16 protein-coding genes and 1 pseudogene are annotated in these 21,603 nt (G+C 48.9%); 8 read left to right on the top strand and 9 right to left on the bottom strand.

All coding sequences use genetic code 11. The features are described from left to right. Positions 1–94: 94 nt before the first annotated feature. Complete coding sequence (locus tag WBG78_RS15925; RefSeq protein WP_337327444.1) at positions 95–442, bottom strand: hypothetical protein; 348 nt, start codon at positions 440–442, stop codon at positions 95–97. Positions 443–572: 130 nt separating this feature from the next. Further along, positions 573–5,885 carry a PKD domain-containing protein gene (locus tag WBG78_RS15930; RefSeq protein ID WP_337327445.1) on the bottom strand — a complete coding sequence of 1,771 codons (5,313 nt, stop codon included), beginning with the start codon at positions 5,883–5,885 and terminating at the stop codon, positions 573–575. Positions 5,886–6,154: 269 nt separating this feature from the next. Between WBG78_RS15930 and WBG78_RS15935 the strand changes: the two genes are divergently transcribed. Continuing rightward, on the top strand, positions 6,155–7,198 hold the full coding sequence (locus WBG78_RS15935; protein WP_337327446.1) for a PorP/SprF family type IX secretion system membrane protein: 1,044 nt from the start codon (positions 6,155–6,157) through the stop codon (positions 7,196–7,198). A 95-nt stretch (positions 7,199–7,293) separates the two neighbouring features. On the opposite strand, the gene WBG78_RS15940 is transcribed toward WBG78_RS15935, so the two are convergent. After that, positions 7,294–7,764 (bottom strand): FKBP-type peptidyl-prolyl cis-trans isomerase, encoded by a 471-nt coding sequence (locus WBG78_RS15940; protein ID WP_337327447.1) that lies wholly within the window; start codon positions 7,762–7,764, stop codon positions 7,294–7,296. Positions 7,765–8,016: 252 nt separating this feature from the next. On the opposite strand from WBG78_RS15940, the gene WBG78_RS15945 reads away from it, so the two are divergent. The 4 genes and pseudogenes from WBG78_RS15945 to WBG78_RS15960 all read left to right on the top strand — a co-directional run bounded on the left by WBG78_RS15945 (position 8,017) and on the right by WBG78_RS15960 (position 10,654). Further along, entirely contained in the window at positions 8,017–8,343 is a 327-nt protein-coding gene (locus WBG78_RS15945; protein WP_337327448.1) for a DMT family transporter, read from the top strand. Between the two features lie 164 nt (positions 8,344–8,507). Continuing rightward, a complete protein-coding gene (locus WBG78_RS15950) occupies positions 8,508–9,368 on the top strand; it encodes a universal stress protein (RefSeq protein ID WP_337327449.1) in 861 nt (286 codons plus the stop codon). 143 nt (positions 9,369–9,511) lie between these two features. Then, positions 9,512–9,700: pseudogene (locus tag WBG78_RS15955) on the top strand (DnaJ domain-containing protein); the annotation flags it as partial. Positions 9,701–10,306: 606 nt separating this feature from the next. Continuing rightward, complete coding sequence (locus WBG78_RS15960) at positions 10,307–10,654, top strand: translation initiation factor (protein WP_337327450.1); 348 nt, start codon at positions 10,307–10,309, stop codon at positions 10,652–10,654. 73 nt (positions 10,655–10,727) lie between these two features. On the opposite strand, the gene WBG78_RS15965 is transcribed toward WBG78_RS15960, so the two are convergent. From WBG78_RS15965 to WBG78_RS15980, 4 genes are read right to left on the bottom strand one after another with little or no spacing between them, the layout of a single operon-like run. After that, entirely contained in the window at positions 10,728–11,507 is a 780-nt protein-coding gene (locus tag WBG78_RS15965; protein WP_337327451.1) for a LytR/AlgR family response regulator transcription factor, read from the bottom strand. Further along, the gene (locus WBG78_RS15970; RefSeq protein WP_337327452.1) at positions 11,504–12,553 is read right to left on the bottom strand and encodes a histidine kinase; all 1,050 of its coding nucleotides are present in this window, start codon (positions 12,551–12,553) and stop codon (positions 11,504–11,506) included. Before WBG78_RS15970 ends, WBG78_RS15965 begins: the two co-directional genes overlap by 4 nt. Further along, on the bottom strand, positions 12,550–13,704 hold the full coding sequence (locus WBG78_RS15975; protein WP_337327453.1) for a sensor histidine kinase: 1,155 nt from the start codon (positions 13,702–13,704) through the stop codon (positions 12,550–12,552). The genes WBG78_RS15970 and WBG78_RS15975 overlap by 4 nt, the downstream gene beginning before the upstream one ends. 49 nt (positions 13,705–13,753) lie before the next feature. Further along, the gene (locus WBG78_RS15980) at positions 13,754–15,211 is read right to left on the bottom strand and encodes a hypothetical protein (RefSeq protein WP_337327454.1); all 1,458 of its coding nucleotides are present in this window, start codon (positions 15,209–15,211) and stop codon (positions 13,754–13,756) included. 235 nt (positions 15,212–15,446) lie between these two features. Here WBG78_RS15980 and WBG78_RS15985 point away from each other — a divergent pair, with 235 nt between their 5' ends. From WBG78_RS15985 to WBG78_RS15995, 3 genes are read left to right on the top strand one after another with little or no spacing between them, the layout of a single operon-like run. After that, entirely contained in the window at positions 15,447–16,847 is a 1,401-nt protein-coding gene (locus WBG78_RS15985) for an amidohydrolase family protein (protein WP_337327455.1), read from the top strand. Between the two features lie 36 nt (positions 16,848–16,883). Then, complete coding sequence (locus tag WBG78_RS15990; RefSeq protein ID WP_443092782.1) at positions 16,884–18,281, top strand: amidohydrolase; 1,398 nt, start codon at positions 16,884–16,886, stop codon at positions 18,279–18,281. A gap of 11 nt (positions 18,282–18,292) precedes the next feature. Then, positions 18,293–19,582, top strand: coding sequence for an amidohydrolase family protein (locus tag WBG78_RS15995; protein ID WP_337327456.1), 1,290 nt, complete (start codon positions 18,293–18,295; stop codon positions 19,580–19,582). 3 nt (positions 19,583–19,585) lie between these two features. On the opposite strand, the gene WBG78_RS16000 is transcribed toward WBG78_RS15995, so the two are convergent. After that, entirely contained in the window at positions 19,586–20,356 is a 771-nt protein-coding gene (locus WBG78_RS16000; RefSeq protein WP_337327457.1) for a LytR/AlgR family response regulator transcription factor, read from the bottom strand. Between the two features lie 63 nt (positions 20,357–20,419). After that, positions 20,420–21,505 carry a sensor histidine kinase gene (locus tag WBG78_RS16005; RefSeq protein ID WP_337327458.1) on the bottom strand — a complete coding sequence of 362 codons (1,086 nt, stop codon included), beginning with the start codon at positions 21,503–21,505 and terminating at the stop codon, positions 20,420–20,422. Between the last annotated feature and the right edge of the window lie 98 nt (positions 21,506–21,603).

The raw sequence follows: 21,603 nt of genomic DNA on the forward strand, positions 1-21,603 counted from the left end.
AAAAGGGCCCAGCGTTGAGCCCTTTGTTGCTATATGCCGTCGTCCCACCCGTGCTTGATAGGCACTGTGAAGTTGACTATTCCGTCGGCGCGTTTTATTGAATGATAATCGTGACCTTGTTTACTTTCTTCTCTTCCAGCTTTGCAGTCTTTTCTCCTCCTCCGGAATTGTCGAGGTCGCCCTTTTCCGCAATGACAAAGTAGCCAATTGCCTTCAGGTCTTTGAACTTCACGAGACCTTTCGCATCAGTGACGCCTTCAACAGCCATGTGTTGTTCACTCTTATAGTCTTCCTCATTCTCGAACAGGCGGACTTTAGCACCTTCGACAGTATTTCCCACCTCGTCGCGCACGGTCACGCTTAGTGTTGTTTTTATCAATTGAAATCCGCTCGCCAGCCCAACCACTGCGAACAATGCAAATACAATTAGTAGTCGTTTCATAAGTTCCTTCATTTTTGACGCATTGAAAGTACATGTTTTTCAACTCCGCCAATCCGCCATTCGATTAAAAGCCCCGAAAAAGGGGGCCATCATAATTCTCAATTCTCAATTTTCAATTCTCAATTTGCGCCTATCTCATCAGCACCACGCCGCCACGCTTCTCCATAATCCCCTCTTCAGGTCGATAGGAGCTCTTATAGCGTACCAGATAGGAGTAAGTACCTGCAGGCGACAGCTGGGCAAGGTTGTTTTTATAACCGCCGTTCCAACGGAAATCGCGATCGCCCGACTGGAAGATCATCTCACCCCAGCGGTTGAAGATGAATACCTCAAAGTCCTCGTCGTCGATAAAGAATGTATAAAGATGGAATGATTGATTCACCATGTCGCCCTCAAGTCCGATCACGGTACTTGTTGGACGGAAAGCATTGGGACCGACGATCACGGGATCACATTCTTCGAGAACGTCTGTTTTGTCCGAGCTTCCGCATCCGAAACTGTTTTCCAGCAGAACGCTGTATAAGCCGGGTTCATCAGCGGTCAGTGTAGGAGTGTTTATACCCAGATTCACACCATCTTTCAGCCAGTCATAGCTTGCGAAATCGCCTGGCCGCAATACAACGGAGCGGGTATTGGGATCTGGGTTTGCCGGGTCGGGGCAAATGTAAGCTTCGTCGTTCATCAACCCCGGTGTAACAGGCGCCAGCGTGATATCAATGTTATCAGTTGCTTTACATGATGCCGATGATGCCGTGACCTGATAAACGCCTCCGCGCTGATCCTGCAGGGTTGCAGCTGTCTGGCCGGATATGGTACTACCATCAATTGCCCAGACGTACGTTGCTGTACGGTTTGTAGTTGCTGTCAGCGTGAAAGGAGATCCCTCACAGGGAGTGGTAGACGTTAGCTCGACGGTGAGTTCTCCATCCAGTTGGATATTTACCAGATTAGAGGTGCTCTGACAGCCAGTAACCGGGCTAAACACCGTGACATAGAAATCGTCCCCGTCATTTTGCGCGCGCGTGGCAATTACCTGAGGCCCGCCAAGCCCAGCCTGATATTGTGTATTAATGTACCACCGGTAGAGATAGTTGCCGTTTGGTGTGACATTCAGAGTTACCTGATCTCCGCAGACAATTCCAGGATCCTGGAGATTTGCCAGAATTGGCGGTTGAACTATCACTGATAAGGTAGTATCGAGGTCGCAGAAACCAGCCTGAGTAATGAGCACCTGGTACTGTTGTGTGCCCGCAGCGGGATTTGCCTTCATGTTGGCAGCATTTGCTCCGGAAATAATTACAGGGCCAGTCCACGTAAACGTGTCACCCTGAGAGGCGGTAATTGAAACTGGTGCCACAGGATCACATAGCACATCAAACAATGCGGGTACTTTTGGTCCGTGGTTGATGGCTATCGGAGGCGATGACGAAATGCAATTGGCACCATCTGTCACTTCCACGATATACTGCTTGCTGTTGCTCGGCAGACCAATAGGTCCGGTAGTCGCCGAGTTCGTATTGAATGCAACTGTAGTTGTAGTTCCCGTCTGGACACCTTGTCCTGCAGGTGGGAGAGGCACTGATATGTCGATTACCCGCCATGTGTAGTTGGCAGATGGCGGTCCCGTTGGCGTGATCGTTGCAGCGATATTGATCGGATCGCAGGTCGCATCAGGCACGCCAGCAACAGCAAAGTTATTGTTGTTAATGGTGGCCGCAGTAGTTACGGCGCAGGTCGTGACCTGATCAGCAACGGTAATGCTATACGTACCGGCTGCAAGTCCTGTTGCCTGAGGGATTGGCCCCACGGTAAGATCAGAGTCTGTTATCGAGGTCGAAGGACCAGTGATCGAATACGTGAAGAGTGCAGACGCAGGCGACGTAATGCTTAGATCAATTGTACCCGCCGTCGATCCACAGGCGATAGAGTTTGCCACCGGAGCAGTGATCACCGGCAATGGATTGATTGTAAATATTACCGAATCCTTTACAAAGCAGGTGGTCACCGGATCAGTAACAGTTACTTCATATTCGGCCATCGTAGTTGAGCCTATGGATGTATTGACAGCCTGAGTGCGCCGTGTGCCCAGTGCCGACGGTGCACCGCCATTAAGCGCCAACGTCCACGCGTACGTCATTCCGGGATTCTGAGCATCGAGAGCAGCCACTGCCGTATTCTGACATATCGTTTGATCATCACCGATGTCCACAACGGGTCGGTTATCCGCTGCGAGTATTCGTCCATCTGTGCTACAGCCCGCCGCGTTGGTTACAGTCACATCGTAGTACCCACGCCGGTTAACGGAAATGGTCTCAGTCGAATCACCTGTCGACCACACATAGGTAAACCCTGGCAAATTGGTTGGATTAGCATCCAGCACCGCTGCCCCCGTACACAGTACCGCTGCGCCCGATGGATCCGGAGGCAGGTCGTTAATGCGAAGTTGCTGAACCAGCGTCGTGTCCAGGCCGCAACGGTTGGTCAGACGTAACGAAACATCGTATAGGCCTGGGGTGGTAAAGAGCTGGTTGAACTCCTGCGCTTGCGAAGTAGCAACAACATTAGCTCCCAATCGAACCTGCCAGAAGAACTTGTCGATCGGATCGGTAGGCGTTGCACTGAATGTGACCGAATCCTGTACGCATTGCCCGGCAATCGACATGAACGGCCCTTGTATCGGATCGGCAAGGCTCTGCATGAAGTTAGGCAGACCGAGTGTGCTGGTAGTTCCGCCTACGAGAGCGAAGTCTCCGGGCCTGTAGGTCGAGGCAAGAGTTTCCAGCTCACTGGGCTGAATCCGCCCCAATGTTCCTTTGCCGGGCTCAGCAACATAGATCTGTCCGTCGGGGCCCATTTGTATAGCACCCAACTCCTGACCCGTCGACAAAGGAGGGGTCATCAGCGTTGGTCTGCCGAGTGAATCAAGAGCAAATTCAACGAGCTTCGAGTTTCCTCCATCTCTGAGCGTAGCATAAAGTTTGTTGCCACCCGGAGAGAACTCGACACCGTATACCTGACCCGTTGGTGTATTGAGGTCGGCTGTTCTTGGGTTTGTGATCTTACCCGTAGTGTTATCGAAGTCAAAGATTTCGACAACATTCGAGCCCGAATTCGACAACGCCACGGCCAGGCGATTGTTAGGTCCGAGTTTCATGTAGCCCTGACCAGCAGCAGCAGTAGTGACAGAATGGTCTGAGCCTACCGCGGAAATCACAGGGTTGCCAATTCCAAGGTTGCTGATTGGATAAGCTCTGAATGAATTGTTACCATACTCATGCGCAATGAGCCATCCCTGGTTACCCGTTAAGCGTTCTGTACTTCGCGCAAACAAGAGTTGATTCTCTTCGCGCATACCACCGGTACCACCATTCATCTTTAAGTCAAAGAGAGAATAGCGAAGCTCAAATGTTCCATCTCCATAAACATCCTTGGTTGTGAAGATGTAGTAAAGAGTTTCATCTCCAGGCACGGGAATGATGAGTGCAGCCTGCGCCGAATTTACAGAACCACCAATACCCGGAGGCGGGGGAAAAGAAACCATAGTGAAATTCCTATCCCAGACACTGACACCATCCGTAAAGAAAACTACCTGGCCATTCCGGTCGCTAATGGTTGATGTTCCTGCCGGTGCTTTCATTACCGGGTTGCTTATTGGTACAGGCGCATTGGGAATGTTTGGATTAAAATCAATACCCGCATTGTTACCAAAGTACCAGACGTTCGCCCGCTGGTCTTCGACATCGTATTCCTTAATATTTACACCCGCATACGTCGCGCAATTTCCGACAGTCGCGACGAGGTAATAATATCCCGCTGAATCTGGCTGTAAAGTTTCTGTAGTAGCGCCAGCAATCAATCCTCCAGGACCAAACCACTGCAGCTGAGGAGTGCCGCTACCCTGAACAGAAGCTTTTACACTGAACGTTCCGCATCTTGGCTTTGGATTCTTTGCCTTGGGAAACGGCAGTTCACAACTACAGGCTGTTGTGTCCTGAACGAGTGAAATTTGAGTATCAAAATCGACAATAGTGACGGACCGGGTTGCCGTTGCCGTCTGTCCGTTTAAATATGCCGTAACAGTTACGTCATATGTACCTGCACCTTCGTATGTATAAACCGGACTCCAGTCACTCGAACCGGAACCATCTCCGAAATCCCATCGAAGACTGTCGGCGCCCGGCGTTACCGTTGGAAAGAAGGCGGTGGCAGTATTAGCACAAGTGTCTTTATAAGTAAAACTGATCTGAAGATCTGCCGAATCGCCAGGAGCAAAACTTGGAAACTGAGTAGCTCCGAAGTTCACATTGCCCGGAAAAGCCTGCGGTGTGTAGACCACGTTAGCCGCAACGGAGTCGGTATCCGAAATCTTACCCATGAGGAACGGTCCTCCCGGGGTCGCCTGATATAAATGATAGATGGAACTATCCGGCGCCATCTGCAGCCCATAACTCTGATAAATATTGTTGGGTTGAGGAAGCACACTTTGCATCGTGAGGGTAGGATTGTTAACGTCGTACTGCATCACGTTGCCTGGAACGCCCGGCTCACCTTCGCTTGATATGTATAAGTAGCTGCCGCTAAAACTCCACTCGGTGTCGTAAACCGCTGACCCAGCCGTGACAGTGGCCACTGCAGAATTGGGAACTTCCTGATCGAGGGAAACTACGCCTGTCAATGGATTGAAGTCGAGGATCTCCACATTCCTGTTTGCCTCCTGCGGTGACACTGCAATCTTGTTGGTGCCGGCATGATAGGCAAAATTACCCGGCTGAGTTATCACGCCGACATTATAGGTAGCGGGTGGCTGAGGACCTGCTGAAGTGAATAGGGTCACCGTGTAGGTAGTGGTGCCGTTGTCGTGAGTTATCAACCAGAAATTTTCAGTGCCTTGCTGGGGAATGACAACCATTGCCTCAGAAGTATTGCTGGCTCCTGTAACGCCAGTGTTGGAACCTGATGCTTCGCCTAACGGTATTGGATTGGGGAACACGGCATTTCCCGGTCTTGACATATCCACGGTGCGATAAGAAACCCCACCGCCGGTACTGCCGGTCGCAGAGTTAATAAACACATAGTACTGGTTGTCCTGGCCAGGCATTTTAGCAACTGCAACGGCCTGGTTGCCCGCAGAATTTCCTCCAAGTCCGGATCCACCCGGCATAGGTTGATTCGAGACGTCATAGATAATCTGACCGTCACTATAGAACAGCAAGTCGCCGTTCACTGCGCTGTTTGCCACAGCACCACCTCCCGTACCCGCCGTGGCAGGACTGGTAATCAGCGATGCCTTTTTGTCGGAGCGGCTGAATTGTACACCCTGCGGTGTGTTTCCGAAATACCAATTGGTTCCTGTGAGATTCTGCGCGTTGACGCCCAATGATACCGTCAGGGGTAATAGGAGCAACAGCAGGGAGCGTAATGAATTCGTAATCAACCTCTTCATAATGCAATCGCGCTTCAACTTACTTTATTAGTCCGGCCAGACTAAATGTAAAACGCCCAAGTTTTGCTAAAGTATACAATTTGCAGAAAATTGTCGTTAATAGATACCGCCGCGCAGATATCGGAGACGAAACGGGGATGAATAAGGTTGGCTTCGTGTCGAACAGCGTTCTCACACGAAGAACGTACCGAGGAAAGGGACAAACTGTTTCATAAATTTCCGGGATACCGTTAATTTGCCTTGATTGCGGAAATATAATGACGAAGTTGATGTACAGGTTAACCCTGCTTTTGTGCTTCCTGATGCTGGTGTTCGAGGGTTCGGTTTTAGCACAGGATCCACAGTATTCCCAATTTTATGCAGCGCCCCTGTACCTGAACCCCGGACTTGCCGGTTCAACAGGACAGGCCCGCGCCGGCATTAATTATAGAAATCAATGGCCCGCCATCGACGCCAACTTCACTACAGTTTCTGCTTATTTCGATTACTACCTCGAAGATTACAAAAGCTCAATTGGAGCAATAATAACGCAAGACCGCGAGGGCCTTGCAGGCTTGCGCTCTTTGAGTCTGGGATTACAATATGGATATGAACTGCAACTCAGCGATAACCTGGCATTTCGCCCGGGGGTTCAGGTTGCGCTATACAATCGTGATATCAATTTCGGTCGGTTAACTTTCGGGGATCAGTATGATCCAACAACCGGAGCATTCCTGGATCAGCCGACAGCGGAAGCTTTCAAATCCAATTTCAAAAAGACATTTGTTGATGTATCGCTGGGCGGTGTTCTGTTCACGAGAGTCGCATACCTTGGCTTATCGGTCTGGCATCTCACAGAACCGAATCAATCCATCATTGACGAATCAAGTCCGCTGCCTATGAAGTTTTCGGTGCACGGTGGTTTCAAATTCTATTTAAAACAAGGAGTGCAGGGCGCAGGCGCTTACGCCAAGAAAGTAGAACGTAGCATAGCTCCGGCCTTCCAGTATCGCCATCAGGGCAAGTTCGATCAAATGGACCTCGGCATGTACTTCACAGCAGCACCTCTCGTGCTTGGAGCATGGTACCGGGGAGTTCCTTTTAAGAAGGTAGAAGATTACATGAATAATGAGTCAATCGTATTGCTGATCGGGTTCACACAACTCGGCGCCAAAGATGCGATCAACATCGGCTATAGCTTCGACTATACTATCTCCAAGCTAGGCACTGGTAGTGGCGGAGCGCATGAATTCAGCCTTGTGTATACATGGCCTATGCGTAACCCCCGTAAGCCACCACGGGACAAACTGATTATCCCCTGCCCGGACTTTTAACATTTGGAGATTTAGTGATATTGGGATTTGGAGATATGGATTCAGCAGCAAAGCTGCTGGCAACAAATCCCCAAATCCCAATATCATTAAATCTGCTAATGATTGTGTCCTCCCGGGCCATGAACGTGACCGTGTGAAAGCTCTTCACTTGTTGCATCACGGACATCCATAACTTCGACAACGAAGTTAAGCTCAACTCCCGCAAGCGGGTGGTTGGCATCGACAGTTACAGAATCAAGTCCTACATCAACAACGGTTACAACGGCACCACTACCTGTTGAAAACTTCATGCCTTTCTGCACGGGCTGATCTCCAAATGCTGAACGCGGAACGCTCTGAGTCATGGATGGATCCAGTTCGCCATAACCTTTAGATGGAGGCACCTTGATCGAGAACTTGTCGCCTTTTCCCTTTCCTTCGAGACCCTCTTCCATGCCGGCAATCAGGTTGCCCGCGCCGTGGAGATAGTGAAGCGGTTCGCGTCCATCGCTGGTGTCGAGCACGTTGCCGCTATTGTCAGTCAGCGTGTAATGAATCGCCGCTACTTTATTTTTGGAAATCTTCATTCCATTCCTGGTTAGAGTATTAGAAACATGACCACTTTGGCCACCGGAACAAATGTAGGAAAGATCGACATTTCGTCTGTAGTGAAGTTGCCACGAATTTCCCATGAGCTAACCGGCGCAGTGATCCACTTCGTGCCGTTCGTCCTTAAAACAACAACTTCCAAGTCATGAAACTATGTATTTTTAGGCGCCGTCTGAAATCGGCGTGCCACTAAATCAAAAAATCAACATATCAATAAATCAATAAATGGTATGGATTGGATAACACTCATCATCGCAGGACTCTTCGAGGTTGGATTTGCAACATGTTTGGGTAAGGCCCGCGAATCTTCGGGATCGGCGGCCATACTCTGGTGGGCGGGTTTTACTATCTGCCTGTTCATAAGCATGTATCTTCTGTACCGGGCGACACTGACTTTACCGGTAGGGACTGCCTATGCTGTCTGGACTGGAGTCGGTGCTGTCGGAACGGCAATTATGGGGATCATATTCTTTAAAGAGCCGGCTGACTTCTGGCGCGTTTTCTTTATAGCAACGCTTATAGGATCTGTAGCGGGACTAAAATGGGCCTCCCACTAGGCCAGCGACCCGCGGTTATCAAACCTGGCAACCTGTAGTAAACGCTTTGCGGTGGTCGTCGGGTAAACTACCCGGTCGTCGACCGTTTCCTTTGAATCTGAGGGATTTGTTCTAATTTTAGAACATTAACAATCCCATTGTAACCTCAATATATTTTTTATCCTATGAAGAAGATCTTAGTTCCCACAGATTTCTCCAAACCGGCAGGAATCGCCACAGGCGTCGCCGCAGACATTGCAAAAAAGTCGGGTGCTGAACTCACTTTGTTACACGTTGTTGAAGAGGTAGTTGGCAACTCACTGAACGTCGAAGGACAGGTTACTGCGGATGCAGGGTGGGAGGAAAAGATTTTCAACCTTAAGCTGATCGAGAAAGCGAAGAAGCAGATGGCCAAGCTGTCTGAAGAATCAAAATTTGAGGGCGTGCGCCTGAAGACTGAACTCCGTGTAGGCACACCGTATCATGGAATGAATAAGATCATCGTCGACAAGAAGGTTGACCTTGTAGTAATGGGTACCTCCGGTCGCTCCGATCTCGAGCAAATGATCATCGGTTCGAACACTGAAAAGGTTGTCCGCACTGCAGGATGCCCTGTGCTTACGGTACACAACAAGCCTGCCACGAAAGAGTTTAAGGATATTGTCTATGCAACGTCGATGGACAAGGACGAAGAAGTTTTTTCACGCATCGTGCGCACAACACAGCAACTTTATAACTCTACAATTCACCTGGTGCGTATCAATACTCCGGCTAATTTTCAGCGCGACGTACTGGTTAAGAAATACATGCAGGATTTTGCCAAGCGTCTTCAATTGAAGAACTATACCATCAACGTCTTCAACGACGTCAGTGAAGAAGAAGGCATCATCTATTTCGCCGATAGCATCAACGCGGACCTTGTTGCCATGTCAACGCACGGAAGAACAGGCTTTGCACACGTTCTTGCCGGAAGTATTGCTGAAGATGTGGTAAGCCACAGCCGCCGGCCAGTGCTGACCTTTGTCACAAAGCGCCGTAAGCGCTAATTTTATTTTTCATTTCACTGAGGATTACACGTCGAGTGCGTGTAATCCTCACGTTATATACGACCATCGATAACGAAACACTGCACCGGCTTAGAGGTGGCGATGCGTTAAGGTTATCGACGGATATGTGAAAAGGGGGAATCATGACGTACTACGACATCCTTGGCGTTTCGCGGTCGGCTTCAGCATCCGATATAAAAAGAGCTTACCGTCGCCTGGCTGTTGCCTATCATCCTGATAAAAATCCCGATCCGACGGCAGAGCAAATATTCAAGCTTATCAATGAGGCGTATGAAGTGCTTGGGGATCCTCCAAAGCGCTCCCGCTATGATCTGGAATTGACGGGACCAACTGTTCTCGTGCAGACGGCTCCGCCTCAACCACGTCATCGTGATCCGGCTTACCGGCCGCGACGTAATCGTCCATACCGCAAGAGCGAAAGCGAACGCCTTCGCGAAATGATGGTCAGGTTGCTTCCTTACACATCACGAATCTCCATCTTTTGCTTTGCACTTTGTGTTCTCCTGTCAGTCGATTATTTCATTCCACGGCAGGTGGTATCGGACAGTATTGCGCACGTGACACAACGCAGAGACTACCGGCGGTCCGGGTCAATTACCTGGTGGGTAATCCATACTGCAGGCGATCGCACGATTGACATTCCGTTTGAACATTCGAACCGCTTCATGCCCGGGAGTAACGTTTTGCTGCACAGGTCCATGCTTTTCCGGATTCCTGTTCAAATTGACTCACGGCAGATGTCGCTGCCCCTTAGAACAAACATCTATGGGAGTTTCATATTCGCGCCGATTGCACTGATGATTGTTTCTGGCCTGGGCATACTTGCACGCCGTGATGTGGATTATGGTTTTAATCTCGGCGTCGCTACCTTTGTGATATTTATTTTCTTTATCGCACTCATTCTGATATCATAAGCCATGGCCAAGAAAAACGACTGGAAAAAGCGCGATGGAGTTGTATACTCAACCAATAGCGAGTTTGATTATTCCTATCAGGAGCAAAACGAAGCGGAAACTTTACCCGCCCGCCAGCAGGACCTTCGTGTTGAACTCGACAAAAGCATGCGTGCCGGCAAGCAGGTTACGCTCGTCACGGGGTTCATTGGAACATCCGCTGATCTTGAGAGCCTGGGAAAAATGCTGAAGTCAAAATGTGGCGTGGGTGGGTCGGTTAAAGACGGACAGATTATAATCCAGGGAGATCATCGTGATAAACTTCTCGCCATTCTTCTCAAAGAAGGATATCGCGCAAAAAGAAAGGGATGATATTATTTTCTGGTAGCCCATCCGGCGATTAGCCGCCATCAATTCTTAACTCTTAACTCTTAATTCTTAATTCTTAATTCCTGCCCCCCTGACCGTCAAACCATTCTTTAAACTCAGCTACCTTCTCACGGCTTACAATGATCTCCTTGTCAAAGTCCTGAGTTAGCGAAACTTTTAATCTGCTGTTTGAATAAACCAATACATCTTTGATGGCATTGATGTTTATGATAAACGTCCTGTTTGGTCTGAAGAACTGACCAGGATCCAGAACTTCTTCCAATGACTCGAGTGTATAGTCGATAATGAATTTTCTGTTCTGTTGTGTCACAAGATATACGTCGCGACCGTCGGCATAAAGAACGGTGATTTGATCTGTTGTGATCGATCGTATATGCTCACCCAGCTTGACCATGAAGCGGGTTTTATAGTCCTTCGTTTTTAAATTCGGATTGGAGAAGACGGCTTTCAGTCGCACATTCTGTTCATCATTATTCAACGCAGACTTCATCGCTTCAAGTTTCTGCATGCTTGTGCTCAATGCGGTAAATGTAATGGGCTTCAGCAGATAATCTATGCTGTTAACCTTGAACGCGTCAAGGGCGAATTCATTGAAGGCGGTGGTGAAGATCACAGGAGTACGTACCTGTACCTGCTGAAAGATCTGAAAACTCAGTCCGTCGCGGAGCTGTATGTCCATGAATATCAGGTCAGGCTTTTCCTTCCTGAGCCATTCTACCGCGGCTTCCGCATTATCAATCACGCCCATGATCTCGATGGAGGGATCGAACTTATGAAGGTACCTTTCCAGCTTTTCTGCCGCCGGCGCTTCATCTTCTATAATCAATACCTTCATCTGTTGAGTGCAATTTCTTCGGCTACGTTAATGATCGGCAATTTAATATAATTCTCGTCGTAGGCTTTTACGCGTATCATTGGCCGGTCACTGTACAACCCGTACGACTTTTGTAGCCTGGCAAGTGCAGCCTGTTGCTGTGGCTGTGCGAGACGGTCGTTCAATTTGCTTTGCACCGTGATGTAGTCGTCTTCCAGGTAGCATCGGATGATTAAAGGTTCGAAACGGGAGACGATAGTATTGCGAACCAGTGCCTCAACGATCAGGGGTAGAGTGCCGGGAATAAGCATGGCCTGAAGTTCACTATCGTCGAGGGCGGATTCAAACTTAAGGTGGCCAAAATACTTCTCGTTCAGAATGGCAATCACATTACGGGCGGCTTCCAACTCCTGGGATACTGGCACGAGTTCTTCCTGGCGGTTTGTCAAAACGTAGCGGTACGCATTAGCCAGATTGTCGATGTATGCTTCGGCCTTTTCTACGTCGCGGTACATCAGGCTGATGAGGCTCTCGAGGCTTTCGAATAAGAGTTCGGGATTTATGTCGTTTCTGAATTCGGTCATTTCCATTTCCAGCACATGATGCTGGTTGCGTTCCGCGGTAAGCTTAACAGTGTTCTCGCGCTGAAGGTAATAGTTGCTGAAGTAGAGAAGGTTGTACAGCAGCACAGTAACTGTATACGTTACGCTGAAGATCACCAGCTGCATTATACTGATGGAGAATCCAATGTAAAGCGAGAAGTATTGGGTTAGAAATAGAATTACAATGCCCACCGAAAGCAAAATAGAAGACAGTGGTTGTAGAAGGATCCGAAGCCTGAAGAAGTGTTCCGGCACGAGGCGGTCAAACACAAGGATGAGAAGGCGACACAGCTCAAAAGAAATGTAAGTCAGCCCTATACAGATGTAAAGCTCTTCACTGCTGAAAAAATCATTAACCTGCGATACATTGTTGTTGATGAGCAGGATGAGCAGATAGATCAGGATGCCATAAATGAGCGGCGCCAGCAGTCTGAAAAAAGCGTTGTGGACAAAGAACCTTTTCATGACAACGAGGCATTTGCGTATGTAAATCTCCGTGACTCGCGATCTGAACTTCCATCGCCTTTAGCGTCGCTTGCATCCGCCAGCACCGGCAGTGCGACCGTGAACTTCTCGTCGTCCCTGACTACGATCTTTTTGTCAGTAAAGAATTCGTAGCGCTTTCTGATGTTCTCCAGTCCAAGTCTGAAGGAATGCACGGGGCCATTCGATTTTGACTTCGTATTGATGATACGCAGGTATGTATTGTCCTGCGCCGATATGTAGATAAAGAGTTTCTCTTCCTGCTGATGAAGTACGTTATGTTTCACTGCATTTTCGACCAGGATCTGGAGTGTAAGCGGCGGAATACGACTGCGTAACACGGAGGCAGGAAGGTTTACCTCGAGGCTGAGCTGTTGCTGAAAGCGTATGCGCAACAAATAATAATATGATTGAACAAAGTCGACTTCCTCCTGCACGCTTACGTAGCGGCGATGCTGTGTTGACAGGATGTATTGATAGGTTTGCGCGAGGCGCCGTACGAACTGTTCTGCTGAAGGTGTGTCCTTATAGATCAATGAAGAAATCGTATTGAGACTGTTGAACAGATAATGAGGACTGAGCTGACTTTTAAGTGCTTCAAACTGGAGTTCAGTTTGCTTGCGTTCCTGTTGCAGATGTTCAAGCTGCGCCACCGCATATTGCTGGTAGGAGTAGAGCAATGCATAGATGATGGTATAAATAAAAATGGTGGCTGCAAGCAGAATTCCAACCTTGATGTTCATGTCATCGTCGTATGGCGAGTATCCTTCCCAGAAAAAGTCCTCGCCCTTCATGCTGACAAATACGGCTGCCAGGCCAAACGTTGCTACAAAGGCCAGGATTGTACTGGTGAGATATCCCAGGGTGAAACGGGCTGCAAAATTCTTTCGCCATGGAATCCATTGGTCAAGCAGCCGATTGGAAAAGTATAGCAAGAGGCCGACAATTGCACCGATCGCTCCACTGCTAACAAACCCGGAAGGCGTTTCACTGAATGCAGCGAAGTATCCATTCTCACTGAAGTGCAAGTATGCGAAGATGAGGATACCGACCAGCGAGGCCACGGTGATCACAAGCAGGAACCGGCGGATTGTGGGGAGCATGGTTTTTATTCCTGTGTTGAATCTTGCCATTTGCGAAGTTAAGGATTAATGACCATCACTTCGCACATGGCTGCAATGATCAATCTATTGCTTTAAGAACCCGGCCGTAGTATGTGTCGTTGTTTATACGTTTGGCCGCCTGCCGGTATGCATCCTTCACCTGCTGATCGGAATTCTTTACTTGTGATGCTATGCTCGTCAGGACTTCGGTCAGGTAATGATCTGAATTGATGCTGCTGGTTGCTTTGATCAGCTCAATTAGTTGTTCTTTGTTTAAATCCCCTTCGCCGGCCCGCTTCAGCACTTCTGAGGCATAGTTGGCAGAATTCAACTTTCCGCCTGCAATCACGACCTGCTTGAACGAAGCATCGGACAACTGTTGATGTTCGAGAAGACTTTTCAGCGCAATTGCCGAATAGTAATCGGACCCCACGCTGTTGCTCACCAGGGTTATCAATTCAGTTTGAACACCCTTATCGATAGTACCGCCTTCCGCCATTTTGGTTACAACTCCTGTCTTGTAATAGTCAGAGCTCACCCCGGATAATGACGCGACTAATTCCTTTTGTGCGCGTGCAGACAACCCTTTTTTCTCCAGTGCCTTACTGAGAACCTGGGTGCGATAATATGCACTCGGAATATTCGCTGAAACGGCAATCAGGTCAGTTAAGGATTCGTCCTTCAGGTTGTCTTCTTCGAGCAATGCACTCAGAACCACCGACAGGTAGTAATCCGACTTTATAGATGCAGCCGCTTGAAGAATGGTTTTGATCTGTGACGGAGAAGCTGAGAATTTCTTCAGCGCTTCCTTGAGCACGACAGTTTTGTAGTAGTCTGAGTTGATGCGTTGAGTTCCCTGATAAAAGGCATCGGCCGAAGCTGGCGTGACCAGCATCTTTTCAACGTGGTTTTGATAGACCGTCGCCAGATAGTAGTCGGAATGGATGTCGTCGGCAATACGGGAGACAACGGAAGCCATATCTGCCGATGGAATGTTCTTCTCCAGCAACAGTTTCGCATAGTGCGCTTTCGCATAGTCGCCGTGTAACTCGTCTATCTCGTCAAGGACACCCTTGGCACCGCCCTTTTGGAAAATGCGATTCACGCGGCCTTCCGCGCCGAGAGTAGTGGACCTGACAAGCTCGGGAAGGATTTCGCCAAGCCAGTTCTTACCATTTGGATCCCATTCCATTTTGGTGCGACCCTCATAGTACTCCCTTTTGATCTTGCCGCCACCAAGCGATTCAATCACTATCTGCCGCCTGGCGCCGAAAACCGTTTTTGTGATCTCTAAATATCCGTCGTTGGAAAGGCTCTTAATATCCTTGTCATCGTCAGTGAGTTCGATTGTTCCCCGCGTTTCGACATTGAAATCAGTGCCTACGGATGTGTTTCTCCACCGGTTTACGCTTCGACCGTTATGCCTTTCACTGGTTGATGAACTGGATTCTGCCCTAACCTCCTGGCCAGTGGCCTGAATTGTAGCACAGGTACTGATGGCGACTATGGCGGCTGTGATAACGACTGAAAACTTCATACTCTGTTTCTAAAATGGTTTCTCTACACTAATACGGTACAAGTATGGCTGAAGGATTCGACTTCCTAAAGGGTCGTGTACTGAACCGTCGCAGAACTGTACTGAGTTGTAAAGGGGTTGCAGCAACCAATCTGAATGCTCCCGAAATGGGCAAAAAACCACCTGTGTATTCTGTTTGGTGTGATATATAAAGCTTCCTATCTTGAGCCCGACGATAACCTAAACCAATTGCTAAATGAAGAACCCCTGCCGTTCTTCGGGGTCAGCTTTGTTTCTGACCCTGATAAGCATCCTTGCCATTACTTTCAGTCTCTGTGCTCAGGATGTTAGAAATCTTCCACCTGTATCAAGATCTTATGCGATAACGAAAGTGACTGTCTTTCAGGGACCGGGTCGCAAACTGGATAACGCAACAGTACTCGTTCGCGATGGCGTAATTGCCGCTGTCGGACAAAATCTCGCCGTTCCCGCCGATGCGGTTATTGTAAAAGGCGACAGCCTCTATGTCTATGCGGGCTTTATTGATGGACTGTCGAGAGTCGCGGTTAACAAACCAAAGGAGGAAACCCGGGAAAAGCAAAAGGATCCTGGCAACCCGGCGCCGGAAGCCGCAGGCATTACGCCATATGTTGATGTACGCGCATTGCTAAACCCCGTGGAAAAGTCAATCGAGGAATGGAGATCGCTTGGGTTTACAGTTGGGCAGGTGGTTCCTTACGGTGGTATGTTGCCAGGACGCGGCGCCCTGATCTACTATAACGGAGAGGCTACTGACAAAATGGTCCTGAATCCGACTGCAGGATTATATTCAGAGCTGACGCCTGCAGAAAGAATGTACCCGGCTACAATTCTGGGCGTACTCGCCAAATGGAAAGAACTCTATAGGCAAGCCACCTATGCAAAATCATACGGAGGAGTGTATGCAGCAAATAAGTCAGGTCTCGAAGTTCCGGAATCAGATCGGATACTCGAAGCTTTCTATCCGGTAATCGACAAGCAAATACCAGTAATATTCAAAGCAGAGAAAAGCCTGGACGCACAGCGCGTGTTAGCTTTAAAATCTCAGCTTGGCTTCAATCTTACGATTGCAGAACTGAAGGAGGGATGGGATCTCATCCCGTCATTAAAGTCGAATGCTAAGATCTTTCTGAGTCTGGAACTTCCAGAGGAAAAGAAAGATGATAAAGGCAAAGTCGATGCTGAAAAGAAAAAGGATGAACAGGCAATGTTCCCGGATTCAGTTGAGTTCAAAGCTCTTGAAAAACGCCGCGATGATTTCATTGCGCTATATGCAGGACAGGCGGCGGCGTATCAAAAGGCAGGAGTATCATTCGGGTTTTCAACACTGTCGGCAAAACCAAAGGATGTAAAGGGGAATCTTAAACGAATGATCAAGGCAGGTCTTTCCGAAGATGCTGCATTGGCGGCCCTCACAACAAACGCTGCACAGGCATTAGGTGTGGGCGATCGTCTGGGTACAATCGACAACGGAAAGATTGCTAACCTGGTCATTAGCCGGCGTCCGTACTTCGACGATAAGTCGAAAGTCGTCTATGTATTTATTGCCGGCAAACTCTACAAAGTGAACGCTACGCCCGAGAAGGCTGAGGCCGACAAAAAGAAGGAAAAACCGTAACTGCCTGTTATCCACATCCAAGACACAAGACATTCTATGAAATATATGTTGACAAAGGCGCTGCTACGAATCCTGATCGCAGGCTTCACAGCAATGGTTATTACGGTGTCCCTATACGCTCAGAATACAGGGACAGTACTGATAAAAGGCGGGACCGTCATCACCGTTACAAAGGGAACACTTGAAAACACCGACGTCCTGGTTCGGGACGGTAAGATTGCACAGATCGGAAAGAGCATCGCAGCACCTGCAAACAGCACGACTATCGACGCCACCGGCATGTTTGTAATGCCAGGCATCATCGACGCACATTCGCATGCCGCTCTTGATGCTATTAACGAGGCCACCAGCCCTGTAACGTCCGAAGTTTATACCGGCGAAGTGCTTAACCCGTTCGAGATCGGCATTTATCGCGCACTCGGAGGAGGGGTTACAACCATTCACGCCATGCACGGTTCGGCAAACGCAATCGGTGGTGAATGCGAAACTATCAAGTTACGATATGGAGTGAAAGACGCTAATGCGCTCCGCATGGAAGGTGCACCACGAACCATCAAGTTTGCTCTTGGAGAAAACCCAACACGCGTGCATGGTGGAGGAAGTAATATCCTTCCGCGCACACGCATGGGTGTGGAGTTTGTCATTCGCGAGGCTTTTGCGAAAGCTAAGGAATACAGTGCTGCATGGGACAAGTATAACAAGGACAAAACACAAAAGGGATTTCGCGGTGCTCCACCAGCGTATAGCATCCGGCTTGAAACATTGTCGGAGATCCTAAAGGGCAACATCATCATTCATTGCCATAGCTATCGGGCGGATGAAATTTATTCTATTCTCAAGATCTGCAAGGAGTATGGGATTAAGCGTATTGTTTTTCAACACGTGAACGAAGGATTCAAAGTCGCTCCTGAGCTGGCGGAGTATGGTGCGATGGCTTCCGTGTTTGCTGACTGGTGGGCATATAAGTTTGAAGTGTACTACTCAACGGCGTACAATGCGGCCATACTCACGAGGAATGGCGTAGTAACCTCTATCAATTCCGACGACGGAGAATTGATGCGGCACCTTTATCACGAAGCAGGCAAGACCCAGAAGTATGGTAACCTGAGCGACGAGGAGGCCCTGTCGTTGATAACAATAAATCCGGCAAAGCAGTTGGGCATAGAGTCGCGCGTAGGTTCACTGGAAGTCGGGAAAGAGGGCGACATAGCGATATTCAAAGGGCATCCGCTGTCTGTGTATGCAATTCCAATGATAACGATCGTCGACGGCATTGTGCGGTTTGACCGGCAGAAAGATGCAGATGACATGCGCGTGATGATAGATCCAAAGGAACCGCTTGATGCTGTGAACATCGAAACCAATACAGACCTTTCAGACAATTGTATGAAAGACGCGGAAGAAGTATTCTATAACCTGTTCGAACTAAAATGATTGCTACCTATATGCGCAAACTATTCAATACACTCAGCGTCATTTTTGTTTTTGGGGCTACCACATTGATGGCCCAAAGTCCCAAAGGAACCTACGGTACTTTTGCCCTGACGAATGCGTCTATCCAGACCGTTACTAAGGGCGTTATACAGCAGGGGACTGTTATCATCACCGATGGCAAAATATCGGCCGTTGGCACTAACATAACTCCGCCCTCAGGCGCGACAGTCATCGACTGTAAGGGAAAATGGATATATCCGGGAATGATCGACGGAGGCACAACTCTGGGGTTGAGCGAAGTCAATTCGGATCCACGCACGCGCGACTTCAACGAAGTGGGTGATGTTATCCCACAGATCAGGGCGATTACAGCCGTAAACCCGAACTCAGTGCTGATACCCGTAACACGCGTAAGCGGCGTTACAACGGTCATCGCTGCGCCTGTAGGTGATCTTATGCCCGGCACGGCTGCATTGGTCAACCTTCATGGCTATACGCCGGATCAGATGTTCGCTGGATTCGAGGGCGTCGTGTTGTATTTCCCGAATACCGGCCGTAAAGGTTTTCTTGATCGTCGTACACCCGAAGAGATACGCAAGGGTGTTGAGAAAGCAATGGAAAAATTGAACGAGACCTGGGACATGGCGGTTCAGTACCACAAGCTTGACTCGGCAACAAAGAATTCCCGCTATTACCCTGAGATGCAAGCGCTCATTCCGGTTGTACGGGGTGAACGAGCACTGATGGTCGAGGCAAACACAAGCAAGGATATACTCGCAGCGATCAAGTGGGTAAGTGATCGCAAGGTCAAGAAGGTAATTCTTACCGGTGTTGCAGAAGGATGGCGTGTCGCTGCCGATATCGCCAAAGCAAAATTGCCCGTCATTGCCGGCCCGGTGCTGGCATTGCCCACACGCGAGTACGACCGTTACGATAAGCCCTACGCCAACGCCGGTCTTATGCGCAAAGCAGGCGTGACAGTTGCGCTCAGAACACAACAAACGGAAAATGTAAGGAACCTTCCGTTCAACGCCGGCTTCGCTGCTGCGTATGGTCTCGGACAGGAAGAAGCGCTGCGGGCAGTCACGATCGTCCCGGCTGAATTGTTTGGCGTTGCAGACAAGCTTGGCTCTATCGAAGTCGGCAAGCAGGCAACACTTTTCGTAAGCGATGGAGATCCTTTCGAAACTAAAACGAATATACTCCAGGTGTTTATAGGTGGATGGCAAATGCCAATGGTGAGCCGTCAGACATTATTGTACGACGAGTTCCTTAAGCGCGAGCCTGGCGCAAAGAAATAAATGCTAATGAGTAAGCGCCCGCTGACCTATCCAAATGCGGAAGGCGGGCGCCGACTCCTTGCTTACAAAAACTTCTTCTCCGCTTTCAGGCAACAACTGAACGCGTATCTTCCCCTGCACCGAAGCATACTGTTTTATGGCGTGTGCCGCTGACAGGTACTTCCTGTTCAGCCGTATGAACCTGGCAGGATCGAGCGTTCCCTCCAGCGTTGTCAGATTCTTATCTACGATCATCTGCTTGCCGGAAACATCTTTCACAAACACGATCTTGTGCATCGTGAAGAAGTAGGCAACGTCTCCGATGGGCACGACAACATGCTGGTTGCCTTTCCGGGCGACTATTCGTTCTGCGTATCTGCTGCTCTGTTCACCTTCAGGTTGACCTATCAACGCATACAGATTACGTTGGTTGAAATGCTGACTTAGCCGGCCCAGCTTTTCGAGAGATCGGCTAAGCTTATCTTCAGTTATCGGCTTCAGGAGATAGTCAATAGAATTATACTCAAAGCTTTCAAGCACATACTTGTCATACGCCGTCGTAAAGATGATCGGAAATGTCGGCGCGAACTGCCTGAAGATCTCAAATGAATGATCATCCGACAGCTGGATATCGACAAAGGCAAGGTCGGGCGCGGAGTGGGAGGTAAGCCAGTCGATCGTTTCACGGACACTTCCAAGTTTTGCCTCTACAACAATGGTGCTGTTCACTTTGGCAAGCAGGTGCTCCAGCTTTGCCTGTGCCAGCAATTCGTCTTCGATAATTATAACCTTCATCAGTCTAAGTCATTTTAAATCAGTCTAACCAGGCAGAATCAGCCTGTATACTCATTGTTGCGTTTAACCCGATGATAGTAGCGGCATTCTTACGGTAAAGTGTTTTCCATCATTCTCGATGCGGATTCGTTTGCCGGTGATAATGAAGAATCGCTCGTCGAGATTTTTTAATCCTATTCCGGAGGAATGCTGGATGCTTCTCTTCGGTTGAAGCCGGTTTTGAATGACGAGATCTCCATCGTCGAAGGTCATGTCAATTCGCAGCGGAATGCGTGTGGAGATTTCATTGTGCTTCACTGCGTTCTCAAGAGCAACGAAGGCCGAAATTGGTGGAATGAGCGCAGAGCTTCCTTCAGCTAAATGATGAACAATTTCAAGTGCCGATCCGAACCGCAGCTGCAATAGCGTGACGTAGTGGCGAACGAAGGCCAGCTCATCTTCAACCATCACCAGTGTTCTCTCTTTTTGCATCAGTATGTATCGGAACACCTCGGCAAGGTGTTCCGTGAATTGCCTGGCCCGGGAGGGATCAGCATCAATCAGATAAGTTAGTGAGTTCAGCGAGTTGAACATGAAATGCGGATCGATCTGGTTCTTCAGTGCCTCCAGTTCGGCTTCAGCTTTTGCCTTAAGCAACCGGGCACTGCGAAGTTGTTCGCTTTGTTGCTCTTTCACCATGAACACGGTTTCGTATACATGGGTGACGAACAATACGCAAATCACGTTCACCAGCGTCACCGTTGTAATTACCTCCCATTTTATCTCCGGGAATTCTACCCACTGATACCAGACACAGAGCCACGCAATGGTGAGAGGTGAAGTGAAGAAGATGTTGTTCATGAACAGCAGTATAAGCTTTTCAATTGGCTTGTCGAACCACGTGAATCGCTTTCGGGTCCTGAACAGCAGATACCGATTGCCCTGCCAAATGCAAAATGCCAGACCAATGAAGTACAGGTATCCAATCCAGTAATAGAGGTCATGAATGGAAAGATTCCCGAATAGTCCTGTGAGATTTGGAATGGCAATGCCAAAGAATGGAATTCCTATGGCGCGCATGAGCCGGTCGTTTAGTGCGATTTCAGCTGTTTCATGGGCGGCCTGCCCGCTATTCCCTCGTTGTGAATAAGAGTCCGTCTCGGGTGTCATTTATGCCGCTTCGGTAATTGCATACAATTTCGTGTTTATACTCTTGCGATATTCCATGCAGTTATGGATTAAATTAACCGACGAACGTATTGCTTTAC

This window comes from Chryseolinea sp. T2 (assembly GCF_037203685.1).
GTDB lineage: Bacteria > Bacteroidota > Bacteroidia > Cytophagales > Cyclobacteriaceae > Chryseolinea.